This is a genomic window from Rhizobium sp. SVR5-9E (assembly GCF_056755095.1).
The window spans coordinates 1-14,417 of the sequence record NZ_JBNDHS010000128.1 but is presented as its reverse complement, the minus strand read 5'-3'; the positions used below and the strand labels follow the sequence as shown (position 1 = coordinate 14,417).

Annotated in this window: 12 protein-coding genes; 6 read left to right on the top strand and 6 right to left on the bottom strand. The window is 60.3% G+C overall.

Annotation, left to right across the window (positions count from 1 at the left end; translation table 11 throughout):
* On the top strand, positions 1-853 hold an 853-nt coding region (locus tag ACPYOJ_RS31410; RefSeq protein ID WP_481419739.1), incomplete at its 5' end, for a polyprenyl synthetase family protein.
* A gap of 118 nt (positions 854-971) precedes the next feature.
* Complete coding sequence (locus ACPYOJ_RS31405) at positions 972-1,610, top strand: LysE family translocator (RefSeq protein WP_481419738.1); 639 nt, start codon at positions 972-974, stop codon at positions 1,608-1,610.
* Positions 1,611-1,615: 5 nt separating this feature from the next.
* Here the strand turns inward: ACPYOJ_RS31405 and ispG are convergent, their stop codons facing one another.
* The 3 genes from ispG to ACPYOJ_RS31390 all read right to left on the bottom strand — a co-directional run bounded on the left by ispG (position 1,616) and on the right by ACPYOJ_RS31390 (position 4,990).
* Positions 1,616-2,866: a flavodoxin-dependent (E)-4-hydroxy-3-methylbut-2-enyl-diphosphate synthase gene (ispG, locus tag ACPYOJ_RS31400; RefSeq protein ID WP_481419737.1), complete on the bottom strand. Its 1,251-nt coding sequence runs from the start codon at positions 2,864-2,866 to the stop codon at positions 1,616-1,618.
* A 94-nt stretch (positions 2,867-2,960) separates the two neighbouring features.
* Positions 2,961-4,154, bottom strand: a complete 1,194-nt coding sequence (locus ACPYOJ_RS31395; RefSeq protein ID WP_481419736.1) for an MFS transporter — start codon at positions 4,152-4,154, stop codon at positions 2,961-2,963.
* Positions 4,155-4,207: 53 nt separating this feature from the next.
* Complete coding sequence (locus ACPYOJ_RS31390; RefSeq protein ID WP_481419735.1) at positions 4,208-4,990, bottom strand: DeoR/GlpR family DNA-binding transcription regulator; 783 nt, start codon at positions 4,988-4,990, stop codon at positions 4,208-4,210.
* Between the two features lie 243 nt (positions 4,991-5,233).
* Here ACPYOJ_RS31390 and ACPYOJ_RS31385 point away from each other — a divergent pair, with 243 nt between their 5' ends.
* From ACPYOJ_RS31385 to ACPYOJ_RS31375, 3 genes are all read left to right on the top strand, one after another.
* The gene (locus ACPYOJ_RS31385; RefSeq protein ID WP_481419734.1) at positions 5,234-6,007 is read left to right on the top strand and encodes an amino acid ABC transporter substrate-binding protein; all 774 of its coding nucleotides are present in this window, start codon (positions 5,234-5,236) and stop codon (positions 6,005-6,007) included.
* 211 nt (positions 6,008-6,218) lie between these two features.
* Complete coding sequence (locus tag ACPYOJ_RS31380; protein WP_481419733.1) at positions 6,219-6,899, top strand: amino acid ABC transporter permease; 681 nt, start codon at positions 6,219-6,221, stop codon at positions 6,897-6,899.
* Positions 6,896-7,657: an amino acid ABC transporter ATP-binding protein gene (locus ACPYOJ_RS31375; RefSeq protein WP_481419732.1), complete on the top strand. Its 762-nt coding sequence runs from the start codon at positions 6,896-6,898 to the stop codon at positions 7,655-7,657. Before ACPYOJ_RS31380 ends, ACPYOJ_RS31375 begins: the two co-directional genes overlap by 4 nt.
* Positions 7,658-7,704: 47 nt before the next feature.
* Here the strand turns inward: ACPYOJ_RS31375 and ACPYOJ_RS31370 are convergent, their stop codons facing one another.
* The 3 genes from ACPYOJ_RS31370 to ACPYOJ_RS31360 form a co-directional block, all read right to left on the bottom strand.
* The gene (locus ACPYOJ_RS31370) at positions 7,705-8,280 is read right to left on the bottom strand and encodes an NADPH-dependent FMN reductase (RefSeq protein WP_481419731.1); all 576 of its coding nucleotides are present in this window, start codon (positions 8,278-8,280) and stop codon (positions 7,705-7,707) included.
* Positions 8,281-8,352: 72 nt separating this feature from the next.
* Positions 8,353-11,817 (bottom strand): pyruvate carboxylase, encoded by a 3,465-nt coding sequence (pyc, locus tag ACPYOJ_RS31365; protein ID WP_481419730.1) that lies wholly within the window; start codon positions 11,815-11,817, stop codon positions 8,353-8,355.
* Positions 11,818-11,924: 107 nt separating this feature from the next.
* A complete protein-coding gene (locus ACPYOJ_RS31360; protein WP_481419729.1) occupies positions 11,925-12,665 on the bottom strand; it encodes an autoinducer binding domain-containing protein in 741 nt (246 codons plus the stop codon).
* Between the two features lie 291 nt (positions 12,666-12,956).
* On the opposite strand from ACPYOJ_RS31360, the gene ACPYOJ_RS31355 reads away from it, so the two are divergent.
* Positions 12,957-14,417, top strand: a 1,461-nt coding sequence (locus ACPYOJ_RS31355; protein WP_481419728.1) for a glucan ABC transporter ATP-binding protein/ permease, incomplete at its 3' end; no start/stop codon positions are given.

The window sequence follows — 14,417 nt, the reverse complement described above, 5'->3', positions numbered from 1 at the left end:
GGTGCTGGACAGGCTGCTTTCCGAACGCATGCTCGGCGACGAAATCGCCCGCCCCGAAAATCTGAGGGCGGCGATGCATTATGCGGTGCTGAACGGCGGCAAACGGCTGCGTCCGTTCCTCGTCGTGGAGAGCGCACTTCTCCTCGGCGGAGACAAGCGAGCAGCCTTGAGAGTGGGTGCGGCGCTCGAATGCGTTCACTGCTACTCCCTCGTCCATGACGATCTGCCCGCCATGGACGACGACGACCTGCGCCGCGGCAAACCGACGGTTCACATCGCCTTCGATGAAGCCACCGCAATCCTCGCAGGCGACAGTCTTTTGACCTATGCCTTCGACATCATCGCCGCTGACGAAACGAAACTTCCCGATCAGAGCAAGGTGGCTCTGACCCTTGTGCTCGCGCGCGCCGCGGGTTTGGGTGGGATGGCCGGCGGCCAGGCACTGGATCTCGCCGCGGAGAAGAACGCGCCCGGCGAGCCGGGTATCGTTACATTGCAGGCGATGAAGACCGGAGCCTTGATCCGCTTTGCCTGTGAGGCAGGTGCGATCGTCGCGGGCGCGCCGAGCGATGACCGCAAGCGTCTGCGCGCCTTCGGCGAGAAGATCGGGCTCGCCTTCCAGCTCGCAGACGATCTTCTCGATCTCACCTCGGATGCCGCCACAATGGGCAAGGCGACGGGCAAGGATGCCAGACGTGGCAAGGGCACGCTGGTTGGCCTCCATGGCATCGATTGGGCCGAAGCCAGGCTTGCTGAGCATGTGCGCGAGGCCGAAGCACTGCTGTCTCCTTACGCCGAGCGCAGCGCCATCCTGGCCGAAGCAGCCCGCTTCATTGCCGGACGCAAGAGCTGAAAAAGCGTCACCGGGACAATATTTTCACCGACATGCGAGACGCGGTCTCTTGTCTGTCGCCGGGAGCTCGGCCTAGAAAACGGAGCACACAGCCACCCGGCCGAACAAGAGACGCAAGATGCGCGAAACCCTGTCCTATCTGCCGCAAATTCTCCCTGCCTACATCGCTTATATCATCGCCGTCATCAGCCCCGGCCCGGCGATCATGGCGATCGTGTCCACCTCGATGACGCAGGGCCGCAAAGCGGGCATGACGATCGCGCTTGGGATTTTCGGCGGCTCCTTCACCTGGGCCTGCGCTGCCGCCCTCGGGCTTGCGACCATTCTGCAGACCTATGCCATCGCTCTGGAAATCCTGAAGGTCTTCGGCGGGCTCTATCTGCTTTACCTCGCCTACAAGGCCTTTAAGGCGATGCGCGCCGGCGAGGATATTCCACGGGCGGCGGAAGAAAGGAAGCTCTCGACCAAAGCCCTGTTGTTGCGTGGTTACGGCATCCACGTCACCAATCCCAAGGCAATCTTCGCCTGGCTTGCGATCATCGCGCTCGGCATGCCGCAAGGCGCTCCGGCTTCGGTTGCCGTGCTCATCATCGCCGTCTGCATGATTACCGGCTTTACGATCTTCATGGGATATGCGGCGCTGTTTTCGACGCCGCATGCGCTGAAGGTCTATCGCGGGCTACGCCGCTGGATCGAAGGCGCGATGTCTGCCTTCTACTGCTTTGCAGGATTGAAGCTACTCACCAGTCGGATCTAATTGGCTTATTCAGCAGCGGTCTTCTGGCCGAAACGCTTTTCTATGTAGTCGACGACCAGCGCCTCGAAGTCCGAAGCAATCTTCGGGCCGCGCAGCGTCAGCGCCTTCTTGCCGTCGATGAAAACCGGTGCGGCCGGCGTTTCGCCGGTGCCGGGCAGTGAAATGCCGATATCGGCATGCTTGCTTTCTCCCGGGCCGTTGACGATGCAGCCCATGACCGCGACGTTCAGCGCTTCGACGCCCGGATATTTCTCGCGCCAGACCGGCATGTTCTTGCGGATGTCGTTCTGGATGTTCTGCGCCAGCTCCTGGAAAACCGTCGAAGTGGTACGGCCGCAACCCGGGCAGGCGGCAACAACCGGCACGAACTGCCGGAAACCCATGACTTGCAGCAGTTCCTGCGCCACCTGCACTTCGCGCGTGCGGTCGCCATTCGGCTCCGGGGTCAGCGACACGCGGATCGTATCGCCGATGCCGTGCTGGAGCACGTAGCCCATTGCTGCCGACGAGGCGACGATGCCCTTGGTACCCATGCCCGCTTCGGTGAGCCCGAGATGAAGAGCGTGATCGGAGCGCTCCGACAGCATCGAATAGACGGCGATCAGATCCTGAACCTGGCTGACCTTGGCCGACAGGATGATGCGGTTGCGCGGCAGGCCGATCTCTTCTGCAAGATTGGCCGAGATCAGCGCCGATTGCACGATTGCCTCGCGGGTGACCTGACGGGCCGAAAGCGGCGAGCCTGCCTCGGCGTTCTGATCCATCAGCGCCGTCAGGAGGTCTTGGTCGAGCGAACCCCAATTGACGCCGATGCGCACCGGCTTGTCGTAGCGGATCGCCATCTCGATAATTTCGGCGAACTGCTTGTCCTTCTTGTCCTTGAAGCCGACATTGCCGGGATTGATCCGGTATTTCGCAAGCGCTTCGGCGCAGGCCGGGTGATCGGCAAGCAGCTTGTGGCCGATATAGTGGAAATCGCCGACAAGCGGCACATCCAGGCCGAGGCGCAACAGCCGCTCGCGAATCTTCGGAACGGCAGCAGCGCTTTCATCGCGATCGACGGTGATGCGCACGAGTTCGGACCCGGCCTTGAAGAGGGCTGCCACCTGCGCAACCGTGGAATCGACATCCGCCGTATCGGTATTCGTCATCGACTGCACGACGACCGGCGCACCGCCGCCGACGATGACGCCACCGACGTCGACAGCGACGGAAGCCCGGCGCGGTTTCGGATCAAAATCGCTGGCTGAGGACATGGATAGAGCTCTTGAACCCTTCAAATTCGTGCTTTCAGGTGGATCATACCCGCTTTCTTGTCAACGCCCAACGCATCACTTTTGCTTGGCGGTGCTAGTGGCCACTGCCGGAAATGCCGTCTGCGTAGCGTGCAAGCCTTGAGAAGATCAGCACGACGACCAGCAACACCGGCAACGCCATGAAGACCACTCCGAAACCGACATGTTCGGCCACGAAACCGATTACAGACGGTGCGACCAGCATGCCGGAATAGCCCATCGTCGTGACGACCGAGAGACCGATTCCTGCTTTCAGGCCGGGAACATTGCCCGCCGCAGAAAAGGCGATCGGCACCATGTTCGAAATGCCGATCCCGCAGAATGCAAAACCCATGATCGCGATCTCGGCGCTCGGCGCGAAAGCGGCGGCGAGCATACCGACAATGGCAAAGAGGGTGCAGACGCGCAGCGTCTTGACCGCGCCGAGCCGGTCTCGCACCAGATCGCCGGCGAAACGCATGATGGCCATCGTCAATGAAAAGGCGGCAAAACCGAAGCCGGAAAGAGCCACGGAAGCACTCAGCTCCTGACGGAGGTAAAGCGCACCCCAGTCCAGCACCGCACCTTCCGGAACCATCGAAAAGAGAGCCATCAATCCCAGCAGCCAGGGCAGAGGGTCGATCGGCAGCCGCGTCTTCTCTTTCTTCTCGTCCGGATGCGGTGGATCGGAAAGGATGATCGCCCAGGCGCCAGCCAGGAAAATCAGCGCGAGCAAAGTCGCAAGTCCGGCGTGGCCGAGGACGCCGAATTTGGCGATGACGAAGCCGCCAAGGCCTGAGCCGATCAGGCCTCCGAGGCTCCAAAAGGCATGGCAAGACGACATGATCGCCCGGCGCATCGATTTTTCAACGGCAACCGCATTGGCGTTCATGGCGACATCCATCGCACCGATGAAGCCGCCGAACAGGAAAAGCGCAATTGCCGCGGTGACGACATTCGACGCCACCGTCAGCGCGAGAAGGATCGGCAGCACGCAAATTGCAGTTGCCCGTGAAATCACGCGCGATCCATGCTTGGCGATCTGTGCGCCGGCAATCGGCATCATCGTCAGGGACCCGAGGCCGAACACCAGTATCATCAAGCCAAGCTGAAACTTCGTCAGTTGCAGCCGTTCGGCGAAGTCCGGAATCTTCGGTGCCCAGCTACCGACGACAAACCCGTTCATCAGGAACAGCAGCGAAACAGCAACCCTGCTTTTCGGCAGGAAGCCGCGCCTTACGCCGTTAACAACATTTGGAGGATTATCCATCGTAGTACCGTCTTCCTTCCGCAACCGGCGTTAAGCCGGCTCGCAAACGTAAATCAACGCGCCTTCTGCGCTTTCACTGTCCGGCAGCCCCGCTCGCGAAAGGCCGCAAGCAGCGCCTCGTCGGCATCGTGCTCCACCACAAGGCATTCGCACTGCACGATCGGCAGAATGCTGTGTGGAGCCGCTGTTCCGAATTTTTCCGAAGTCGCAGCAACCAGAACCTTCCTGCTCTTCGACGTCGCAAACCGCTTGAACTCGGCGTCCTCAAAGCCGAAGGTCGTGACACCCGCCTCCAGGTCGACGCCGCAGGCACCGAGAATGCAAAGGTCGGGCGAGAACTGCTCCATATCCCGCATTGCCTTGGCGCCGAGGGCACCGCCCACCTGCCGATCGACCATACCGCCAATCAGAATGACATCGACGCCGGGCTTGTCGATCAAGGCGGCGGCAATTGCCGGAGCGTTCGTTGCAGCCGTCAGCGCCAGGTCGGCGGGTAATGCATTGGCGATCGCAAGATTCGTGCTTCCGGCGTCAAAGAATACTGTCGAGCCTGGGGCTATCTGCGAGACGGCGGCCTCAGCCAGCATTTCCTTGCGATCGAGCGCGATGCCTATGCGTTGCGTCAGGCTCCCGCCTGCAGGCGAAATCGGCAGCGCGCCGCCATAGACCCGCTCGCAAAGGCCTGCGGCTGCCATCTCACGCAGATCCCGGCGGATCGTGTCTTCCGAAACCCCGAATTCCAGGGCAAGTTCCGCTGCGAGCACGCGGCCTTTCGCTTGAAGCTTTCCCGATATGATGCTCTGCCGCTCCTTGAGGAGCATTTCATGCGTGTTCATGCTCGATTAGCCCGCCGGATACAAATTCAACCGTATAATCGTGCATAAACGTATATGATCGTGCAGACAACAGGCATCCGTCACACGATTTCTGACAACCTGAAACAAGCCGCGCCAAAAACCGAAATAAATGAGAAAAATATTCGCACTTGCCCAATTTCTTTGCAGTTTTCTACGCTTCGTGCTGCGCTATTTTCTGCAATCTATCCATCATTGAATTCCTCCAGAATGGACACGCAAAAAATGAAACTGCTCAAGACCATCGCCGCCGCAGCCCTCCTCTCTGCAGCTGCCTTTGCTTCGGCTCAAGCCGGCGACAATCTCAACGCCATCAAGTCCGCAGGGGTCCTGAAGATTGGCACGGAAGGCACCTATGCGCCTTTCACCTATCATGACGGAAGCAACAAGCTGGTCGGCTTCGACGTCGAGATCGGCGAAGCAATTGCCGCCAAGCTCGGCGTCAAGCCTGAATTCGTCGAAGGCAAGTGGGACGGCTTGATCGCTGGCCTCGACTCCGAGCGCTACGACACCGTTATCAATCAGGTCGGCATCACCGATGCCCGCAAGCAGAAGTACGACTTCTCCGAGCCTTACATCGCGTCCAAGGCCGTGCTCATCGCCCGCGCCGACGACGACAGCATCAAGAGCTTCGCGGACCTGAAGGGCAAGAAGTCTGCCCAGTCTCTGACGAGCAATTTCGGCAAGCTTGCCGAGCAGTCCGGCGCCGAACTCGTCGGCACTGACGGCTTCGACCAGTCGATCCAGCTGGTGCTGACCGGCCGTGCCGATGCGACGATCAATGACAGCCTCTCCTTCCTGGACTTCAAGAAGCACAAGCCGGACGCAAACGTGAAGATCGCCGCCCAGCAGGAGAACGCCGATTATTCCGGCATCATCATCCGCAAGGGCGAGCCGGAGCTGCTGGACGCAATCAACAAGGCGCTGGTGGAAATCAAGGCCGACGGCACCTACAAGAAGATTGCTGACAAGTATTTCGGTCAGGACGTTTCGAAGTAAGTCAGGCCTATACAAAAGGCCCCCTCCCCAACCCCTCCCCACAAGGGGAGGGGCTTTTTATTGGCCGTTCCGTAATCAAGGACCGCGCCAATGGGGGTGATTAGCTGTTTTATGCCCGTACGACGCATCCTCTAAGCCCCTCCCCCTTGTGGGGAGGGGCTGGGGAAGGGTATTCCACGTCAACGCATCAACCCGCGAGAGGGAATACCCCGTGCCGCACTGGCTTCAATTGATGGTGGAATCGCTGCCTACGCTTCTTTGGGGCGGCATCAAGTTCACGATCCCACTGACGCTGCTTTCCTTTTTGTTCGGGCTGATCCTTGGCTTGATCACCGCCGTCGCGCGGCTATTCGCTCCGGCGCCGGTTGCGGCCGTTGCCCGCTTCTATGTCTGGATCATCCGCGGCACGCCGCTGCTCGTACAGCTTTTCGTCATCTTCTACGGCCTGCCGAGCATTGGCATCCTTCTCGATGCCTTCCCGGCAGCCCTCATCGGCTTCACGCTGAATATTGGCGCCTACAGCTCCGAGATCATCCGTGCCGTCATCTCCTCCGTGCCCAAGGGTCAATGGGAAGCCGCTTATTCGATCGGCATGAACTGGCGGCAGGCCATGAGCCGCACGATCCTGCCGCAGGCCGGCCGCGTCGCCGTGCCTCCACTTTCGAATACCTTCATCTCGCTGGTCAAGGACACGTCGCTGGCGGCCGCGATCACCGTGCCTGAGCTTTTCCAGGCGGCACAGCGCATCGTTGCGACCACTTACGAACCGCTTATCCTCTACATCGAGGCTGCTTTGATATACCTTGCTTTGAGCTCCGTTCTATCTGCGCTGCAGGTGCGGCTCGAGCGCCGCTTTGCGCGCTACGGCGGCATGCTGGAGGCAAATGCATGATCGAGCTTTCTCACATCGAAAAGCGCTTCGGTGATGCCATCATCCTGAAGGACATCAGCATCCGCATCCCGGAAGGTAGCGTCACAGCCCTCGTCGGCCCATCCGGCGGCGGCAAGAGCACTCTGCTCCGCTGCATCAATCTCTTGGAGATTCCGACCGCAGGCGCCATCCGCCTCGGTGAGGAGACGCTCTCCTTCGCGCCCGGAAAGCGCGTCGCCTGGCCAGCGATCCAGAAGATCCGCCGCCAGACGGGCATGGTCTTCCAGAATTTCCAGCTCTTTCCGCATCAAACCGCGATCGAAAATGTCATGGAGGGTCTCGTAACCGTCCTCAAATGGCCGAAGGACAGGGCACATGCCCGCGCCATGGAATTGCTGACCAAGGTCGGCATGGCGCATAAGGCAGATGCTTGGCCCGCGACACTTTCCGGCGGCCAGCAACAGCGCGTCGCGATTGCCCGCGCGCTGGCGCCCTCACCGCGCGTCCTGCTCTGCGACGAGCCGACCTCGGCCCTCGATCCGGAGCTGTCGGCGGAAGTGGTGGAAGTATTGGCTCAGCTTGCCCGCGAAGGCACGACCATGGCCATGGCGACGCATGATCTGCGGCTCGCCTCAAAGATCGCCAACAACGTCGTGTTCCTGGAAGCGGGAAGCGTCGTCGAGACCGGCGCGGCAAAGACCATCTTCACCGCGCCCGAACGCGAGCGCACCAAACGCTTCATTTCGACGATCAACGCCGCCCATACCTACGATATCTGAGAAAAGCCGGGATCGTCCGAAACAATCCCGGCTTCACCGTAAGCCCATCAGGCGGCTGCGGTGACGACGGCGCGTGCCGCCTTCAGCGCATTGCCCCACCAGCTCAGCTGGTCAAGCATGTTCTTGGCGGCTTCGTTCAGGTGCGCGTAGTCGCCGAGGCTCTTGCCTTCCTTGACGACGCTCAGATATTCCGGGAAGGAAATGTGCACGCCCGTCTTTACCGAAGCGGCGCTCATTTCCACGAATACCAAACGAAGCTGCTCTACGGCGCGAGCGCCGCCGACACCGCCGTAGCCGACGAAGCCGACCGGCTTCTGGATAAAATCGCCCAGATCGATGGCATTCTTCAAAACGGCGGTCGGCCCATGATTGTATTCGGCGACAGTGAAGATGAAGCCGTCGAATTCGCGCAGCTTTTTCTTCCAGCGTTCCGCCGTCTCGCTTTCGGCTTCCGAGGCACGCGCTTCACCGAAGAAGGGCATGGGATAGTCGAGAAGATCGAGCACCTCGACCTCAAATTCCGGCCGCTTCCGGGCAATGTCGGCAATCCACTTCGCCGGATGATCGGCGAAGCGGCCAATGCGTGTGCTTCCAACGATGACTGCAATCTTGATCTTACTCATTTCAACCCTTTCTCTATTCACAAAACAAAAAAGGGCGGCTCCAAAAGCCGCCCTCAACCCTTCAGCTGCCGGTCAGCCCGCATAGGCAACAAGCAAATCCTTTGCGTCGATCTGATCGCCCGCCCTCACCAGCACTTCGGCAATCGTGCCGTCCTTCTCGGCGTGGATCGCCGTTTCCATCTTCATGGCTTCGATGGAGACCAGCACATCGCCCGCGCTGACGGCCTGGCCCGGCGAGACGAAGACGCGGGAAATGACGCCCGGCATCGGGGCACCGACATGGGCCGCATTGCCCGTCTCCGCCTTGCGGCGGGCGGCGGCACCCGACGCACCGTGCGCGCGGTCCGGAACCTTGATGCGGCGTGGCTGGCCGTTGAGCTCGAAGAAGACCGTGACCATGCCCTGGTCGTCGGTGCCACCCATCGCCTGGTTGACGATGACCAGCGTCTTGCCCTTTTCGATATCGGCAAAGAGTTCCTCGCCATCCGCAAGGCCGTAGAAATAGGCAGGCGTCGGCAAAACCGAAACCGGGCCATAGGTCTCGGAAGCCGAGGCGAAATCGGTGAAGACCTTCGGATACATCAGGTAGGATGCGAACTCGAAATCGCTGATTTGACGCTCCAGCTTGGTTTCGATCGCCTTGCGCTCGGCATCGAGATCGGCGTCTTCGAGCAGCGAGCCGGGGCGCACCGTATAGGGCGTTTCGCCTTTCAGCGCCTTCTTCTGCAGGGCTTCCGGCCATCCGCCCGGTGGCTGGCCGAGATCGCCCTTCAGCATCGAAACGACCGATTCGGGGAACGACACTTCCTTTTCCGGATTGACGACATCGGCAACGGTGAGGTCCTGCGAGACCATCATCAGCGCCATGTCGCCGACCACCTTGGACGACGGCGTCACCTTGACGATATCGCCGAACATCTGGTTGGCGTCGGCATAGGCCTGCGCGACGCGGTGCCAGCGGGTCTCGAGGCCGAGCGAGCGGGCCTGCTCCTTGAGGTTGGTGAACTGGCCACCCGGCATTTCATGCAGGTAGACTTCGGACGCCGGTCCCTTGAGATCGCTCTCGAAGGCCGCGTACTGATGACGCACCGCTTCCCAGTAGAAGGATATCCGGCGGATCCATTCCGGATCGAGCCCCGGATCGCGCTCGGAACCGCGCAGCGCTTCGACGATCGAGCCCAGGCACGGCTGCGAGGTGTTGCCGGACAGCGCATCCATGGCGGCATCGACAGCGTCGACGCCGGCATCGACCGCCGCAAGCACGGTTGCCGCAGCAATCCCGGACGTATCATGGGTATGGAAGTGGATCGGCAGGCTGGTTGCTTCCCGCAGCGCCTTGAAGAGAACCTTGGCTGCCGCCGGCTTCAGCAGGCCGGCCATGTCCTTCAGCGCGATGATGTGAGCGCCGGCTTTCTCGAGCTGAACGGCGAGATCGGCATAGTATTTCAGGTCATACTTCGGACGCGCGGAATTCAGGATGTCGCCGGTATAGCAGATCGCCGCTTCGCAGAGCTTGTTCTCCTCGGCCACCGCATCCATCGACACGCGCATGTTCTCGACCCAGTTCAGGCAATCGAAAACGCGGAAAAGGTCGATACCGCCCTTGGCCGCCTGACGGACGAAATATTTGACGACATTGTCGGGATAGTTCTTGTAGCCGACGCCGTTGGCGCCGCGCAGCAGCATCTGCAGAAGCAGATTGGGGGCGCCCTCGCGGATCAGCGCCAGTCGCTCCCACGGGTCTTCGGTGAGGAAGCGCATGGAGACGTCGAAGGTCGCTCCGCCCCAGCACTCCAGCGACAACAGGTTGGGCAGCGCATGCGCATAGATGCCGGCGATGCGGGCAATGTCATGGGTGCGAATACGCGTGGCAAGGAGCGACTGGTGTCCGTCACGCATCGTCGTGTCGGTCACCAGCACGCGCTTCTCGTTTCGCATCCACTCGCCGAACTTCTTCGGACCGAGCCTATCCAGCAACTGTTTCGTGCCGTCTGGAATGCCGCCGCCGTTGGTGTAGGGCACGACCGGTCTTGCTATGTCCGCAGGGGGCCGTGGGCGATCCTTGACTTCCGGGTGGCCGTTGACCGTCACGTCGGCAAGATAGGTGAGCAGCTTCGTCGCGCGATCCTGACGCTTGACCTGCTGGAAAAGCTCCGGCGTCGAGTCGATGAAGCGCGTCGTATAGCTGTTGTCCTTGAAGTTCGGATGCGTGATGATCGCTTCCAGGAAGGTGAGGTTAGTGGCGACGCCGCGGATACGGAATTCGCGCAGCGCACGGTCCATGCGGGCGATCGCCTCCAGCGGGTTCGGCGCCCAGGCCGTGACCTTCACCAGAAGCGGGTCATAGTAGCGGGTGATGATGGCGCCCGAATAGGACGTGCCGCCGTCAAGACGAATACCGAAGCCGGAGGCCGAGCGATAAGCGGTGATGCGGCCGTAGTCCGGAATGAAATTGTGTTCCGGATCTTCCGTGGTGATCCGGCACTGAAGCGCATGGCCGTTGAGCTTGATATCCTTCTGCTTCGGAACGCCCGATTCCGGCGTACCGATCGCGTGACCGTCGAGGATGTGGATCTGCGCCTTGACGATGTCGATGCCGGTGACGACTTCGGTCACCGTGTGCTCGACCTGGATGCGCGGGTTGACTTCGATGAAGTAGAATTTGCCGGTATCGGCATCCATCAGGTATTCGACGGTACCGGCACCGACATAGTTCGTCGCCTGGGCGATCTTCAGCGAATAGGCGGCGAGTTCCTGGCGCTGCGCTTCGGCGAGATACGGCGCCGGCGCGCGCTCGACCACTTTCTGGTTGCGGCGCTGGATCGAGCAGTCACGTTCGAAGAGATGCACGACATTGCCATGCGTGTCGCCGAGGATCTGGCTTTCAACATGCCGGGCACGCTCGACGAGTTTTTCGAGATAGACCTCGTCCTTGCCGAAGGCGGCCATCGCTTCGCGCTTGGCCTCGGTGACTTCGCGGGCGAGATCCTTCGGGTCGCGGATCGCGCGCATACCGCGGCCGCCGCCGCCCCAGGAGGCTTTCAACATCACCGGATAGCCGATTTCCTCGGCCATGCGGGCGACTTCCTTCATGTCGTCCGGCAGCGGCGCTGTGGCCGGAACGACCGGCACGCCGACCGAGATCGCCAGATTGCGTGCCGCCACTTTGTTGCCGAGCTGGCGCATCGTATCGGCCCGGGGACCAATGAAAGTGATGCCGGCCTTGTTGCAGGCATCCACGAACTCCGGGCTCTCGGAAAGCAGTCCGTATCCGGGATGGATGGCATCGGCGCCGGAAAGTTTTGCGACCCGGATCACTTCGTCGATCGAAAGATAACTTTCGATCGGCCCGAGATCCCGGGCAAGATGCGGGCCACGGCCCACCTGATAGCTCTCGTCCGCCTTGAAGCGGTGCAGCGCAAGTTTGTCCTCTTCCGCCCATATGGCGACCGTTTTTATCCCGAGTTCATTGGCCGCGCGAAACACGCGGATGGCAATTTCGGAACGATTGGCGACCAGTATCTTGGAAATGGGCAATGCAGTCTCCTCACGGCATTGAAACGGGCAATGCTGCACCCGCGAAGAGAAGTCTTAACGTGCTGTCACGGAAAGTTCAATTTCCTTCCGGTAGAACTTCCGGAGAGCTATGTAACGAGACCGTGCCGGAAGGCTAGCGCCACCGCTTGCTGGCGGTTCTTGGCCTTCAGTTTCTGCTGAAGTCCATTCATATACCAATCCACCGTGTGGTTGGAGATCTTGAGCACTTTGCTGATCTCAACCGAGGTCAGCCCCTCCGCAAGATAATGCAGAATTTCCATCTCGCGCCGCGTCAGCGGCATCTCGAGCGATGTCGCGCTCTCGAGAGCCTTCGCTTCACCCTTGAGCTCAAGCAGCCGCCAGAAGGCTTTGCGCGCGATCGTTTCGAATAGCGACATCTCGACCGGCGACAATTCAACTGGCCCGCCGCCGACGCTTAGGTTTCCGAGCACGCCGTTCCTCCCGTGAATGGGAAAGATGTAACCGTCGCGCAGGCCATGGGCATGCGCATCCGCCATCATCTGTTCCATCCGCCGCTGATTTGGGTCGCGCCGATAGGCCGCAAGGCTCTCCTTCCATCGAAATGGTCTCTGCGCCCGAGCCAGGTAGCGCACCGTAGGATCTACGAGGACGTACTTTTTCTCAATATAGGTTTGTGGCCATTTCTCGGGCCAATGCCCGGCAAGGACCAGACGCCAAGGTTCCTCGCTCTGCTTCAGGTGACGAAGGAGCCCGTAATATTCGAAACCGTAGAGGTGGACGGCTCGCCGCAGTTCCTCAACAACATCCTCTGGTTGCTTACATTCATCGAACACGACCAGAGACTGAACTAATGTATGAATATTCACAAGTGCCCCCTGCCCGGCAACGGGCGGCCTGAAGACGGCGATCAGCTCGCCGAATCAGGAATAGTGGTGTCATTACCAACGGGTCCTACTAAATTTTATGGTGTGCTAATGCTTGGTTTAAATGCAAGTGGAAATTGTTGCACTTTTAGCTGGCCGAACAGCTGCCGATCGAGTCATCTCGTCGCACCCCGCAGATAAGGATCATCTGAACGCTCCGTTAATCGTCGGTTCAGGTGGCTTTTTATAGCATCGCAACATCCCGTTTTGCAGATCGCACACAAGAGGTACGCCGTGTCGTTATTCAAGGTCTATGCAAGAGCTTTGCGCTACCTTGGCGCTTACAAGCTCCGCGTATCCCTGGTGGTCGTTGCGAACATTGTTTTAGCTGCGATCACGATTGCCGAGCCTATCCTGTTCGGTCGCATCATCGATGCCATCTCGGGCAAAGGTGAGGTCAAGCCGATCCTCTTCATGTGGGCTGGATTTGCCGTCTTCAATACAATTGCGTTCGTCCTTGTGGCGCGTGAGGCAGATAGGCTGGCCCACGGGCGCCGCGCTACACTGTTGACGGAAGCATTTGGCCGCATCATTTCCATGCCGCTCTCCTGGCATCACCAGCGCGGCACATCGAATGCGTTGCATACGTTGCTGCGCGCCTGTGAAACGCTGTTCGGCCTCTGGCTCGAATTCATGCGCAATCACCTGTCGACCGCCGTCGCAATCGCGCTTCTGGTTCCGACCGCCATGTCCATGGACCTGCGACTATCAGGCGTCCTGGTCGTGCTTGGCCTCGCCTACTGGCTGATTGGCCGCATCGTCATGAGCCGCACGAAGGATGGTCAGGCCTCGGTCGAGAACCACTACCACACCGTCTTCTCGCATGTCAGCGACTCGATCAGCAACGTTTCGGTACTGCACAGCTACAACCGCATCGAAGCTGAAACCAGGGCGCTCAAAGGCTTTGCTGACCGTCTGCTGCAGGCTCAGTACCCGGTGCTCGACTGGTGGGCAATTGCCGGCGCGCTGAACCGCATGGCATCGACCATTGCCATGATGATCATCCTGGTGATCGGCACGCTGATGGTTCAGGCCGGCGAGCTGCGGATCGGTGACGTCATCGCCTTTATCGGCTTTGCGAACCTGCTGATCTCGCGTCTCGACCAGATGCGCCAGTTCGCAACGCAGATTTTCGAGGCGCGGTCCAAGCTTGAAGACTTTTACGTACTCGAAGACTCCGTCCGCGAGCGCGAAGAGCCGGCGGGCAATGCCGACATCAAGGACGTCAAGGGCGAAGTCGAATTCCGGGACGTCTCCTTCGGCTTCGGCAACTCGTCGCAGGGCCTGCATAACGTCTCCTTCTCAGTGAAGGCTGGCCAGACGGTTGCGATCGTGGGCCCGACCGGCGCCGGCAAGACGACGCTCGTCAATCTCCTGCAGCGCGTCTACGATCCGGACAGCGGCCAGATCCTGGTCGATGGCCACGATATTACCAAGATCACCCGTAAGTCGCTACGCCGTTATATCGCCACCGTCTTCCAGGATGCGGGTCTGCTGAACCGTTCGATCAGCGACAACATCCGCCTGGGCCGCGAAGGTGCCAGCGAAGAGGACATGCGCCGCGCTGCCGAAGCAGCAGCCGCTGCCGACTTCATCGAGACGCGCGAGGAGCAGTATGAGACCCATGTCGGAGAGCGCGGCAACAGACTCTCGGGCGGCGAGCGCCAACGTGTCGCCATCGCCCGTGCCATCCTC

Excerpts from the sequence above, each read along its gene's own strand:
- ACPYOJ_RS31405 (WP_481419738.1), top strand. The coding sequence starts at position 972 with ATGCGCGAAACCCTGTCCTATCTGCCGCAAATTCTCCCTGCCTACATC.
- ispG (WP_481419737.1), bottom strand. The coding sequence starts at position 2,866 with ATGTCCTCAGCCAGCGATTTTGATCCGAAACCGCGCCGGGCTTCCGTC.
- ACPYOJ_RS31395 (WP_481419736.1), bottom strand. The coding sequence starts at position 4,154 with ATGGATAATCCTCCAAATGTTGTTAACGGCGTAAGGCGCGGCTTCCTG.
- ACPYOJ_RS31390 (WP_481419735.1), bottom strand. The coding sequence starts at position 4,990 with ATGAACACGCATGAAATGCTCCTCAAGGAGCGGCAGAGCATCATATCG.
- ACPYOJ_RS31385 (WP_481419734.1), top strand. The coding sequence starts at position 5,234 with ATGAAACTGCTCAAGACCATCGCCGCCGCAGCCCTCCTCTCTGCAGCT.
- ACPYOJ_RS31375 (WP_481419732.1), top strand. The coding sequence starts at position 6,896 with ATGATCGAGCTTTCTCACATCGAAAAGCGCTTCGGTGATGCCATCATC.
- ACPYOJ_RS31370 (WP_481419731.1), bottom strand. The coding sequence starts at position 8,280 with ATGAGTAAGATCAAGATTGCAGTCATCGTTGGAAGCACACGCATTGGC.